Raw genomic sequence first — 1,185 nt, forward strand, 5'->3', positions numbered from 1 at the left:
CGGCGGCCGGGTGAGGACCCGCACGTGCTGCTGACGCCCAACTCCCGGCGGCCCTTGGACCAGCCCCGGCTGTCCAAGATGGTGCGGACCGCCCTGATCCGGGGCGGGATGGAGCACATCAGCCTGGGAGATCTCTGCCGGGAGGAGCGCCGGGAGAACGAGGACGCCCGGCTGCTGGCCTACGCCGCCGAAAAAGGCACCATCTCCCGGTCGGAGGCCATGTCGCTGCTCGGCCTGTCCAAGGTGGCGGCCTACGAGCGTCTCCGGCAGCTGGCTGAGCGGGGAAAGCTGGTGCGGGTCGGCGGCAAATACTACCCCGCCGGCCAGGTGGTGCCGCCGGAGGAGCAGTATGACGTCATCCGTACATTTCTGGAGCAGTCCGGTCCGGCCTACCGGCAGGATCTGGCGGCGCTCCTGCACGTCGGCGACAGACAGTGTGCCCTGATCCTCAAGCACATGGTGGAGGACGGGCGCCTGGTGCAGGCTGGGCAGCGGTACGCCCTTCCCATTCGGGAGGAGGTTCTGCTGTGAACGGCGCAAAAGGAGAGCGGCCCTCAGGGGCCGCTCTCTTTTTTGGCCCGCGCCGCGGCCGGAGCAGAAATCGCGTCCGTGTTATGATGGCGTGACATGGCTGTCCATGCGGTTTGTGCGCCGTTTTTCAATTGGATTAAAAGGTTTGCGAAACGCTGGACACCGGCAGTTTTTTCCCGTAAATTGGCCTTGCGAACGGCGGAAGCGCCCCGCATCCGGCTCTGCGGTTGGTGTAGGCCGACACAAGTTGGTTGGCTAGCCCCCACACGAATCCCAGACCCGCCTGGGGTCTTCCGGCGGACCGCAAATTTTTTGAAGGAGGAGAAATCCCAATGAAGAAGTTCCTTTCTCTGGTGCTTGCTCTGGTGATGACCATGTCTCTGGTCACCGTCAGCGCCGGCGCCAAGGACTTCACGGACGACAGCGAGATCACCTACAAAGAAGCTGTGGATGTGATCTCTGCCCTGGGTGTTGTCGACGGTTATTCCGACGGCGACTTCCGTCCCGATGATGTCCTGACCCGTGGCGCGGCCGCCAAGATCATCTGCAACCTGATCCTGGGCCCCACCACCGCCTCCGCGCTCAGCGCAGGCACCGCTCCCTTTAAGGATGTTCCCGTGACCAACACCTTCGCGGGCTACATCACCTACTGCT

The 1,185-nt window shown here is 63.6% G+C and carries 2 protein-coding genes; both read left to right on the plus strand.

The genetic code is table 11. The features are described from left to right. Positions 1-531 (plus strand): type IV toxin-antitoxin system AbiEi family antitoxin domain-containing protein (locus tag HMPREF1546_RS19225; protein WP_021751925.1); only part of this gene is annotated, 531 nt, incomplete at its 5' end. A 332-nt stretch (positions 532-863) separates the two neighbouring features. Next, positions 864-1,185: S-layer homology domain-containing protein (locus HMPREF1546_RS10710; protein WP_021751926.1), on the plus strand; the 322-nt coding region annotated here is incomplete at its 3' end.

This window comes from Oscillibacter sp. KLE 1745 (assembly GCF_000469445.2).
GTDB classification, from domain to species: Bacteria; Bacillota; Clostridia; order Oscillospirales; family Oscillospiraceae; genus Oscillibacter; species Oscillibacter welbionis.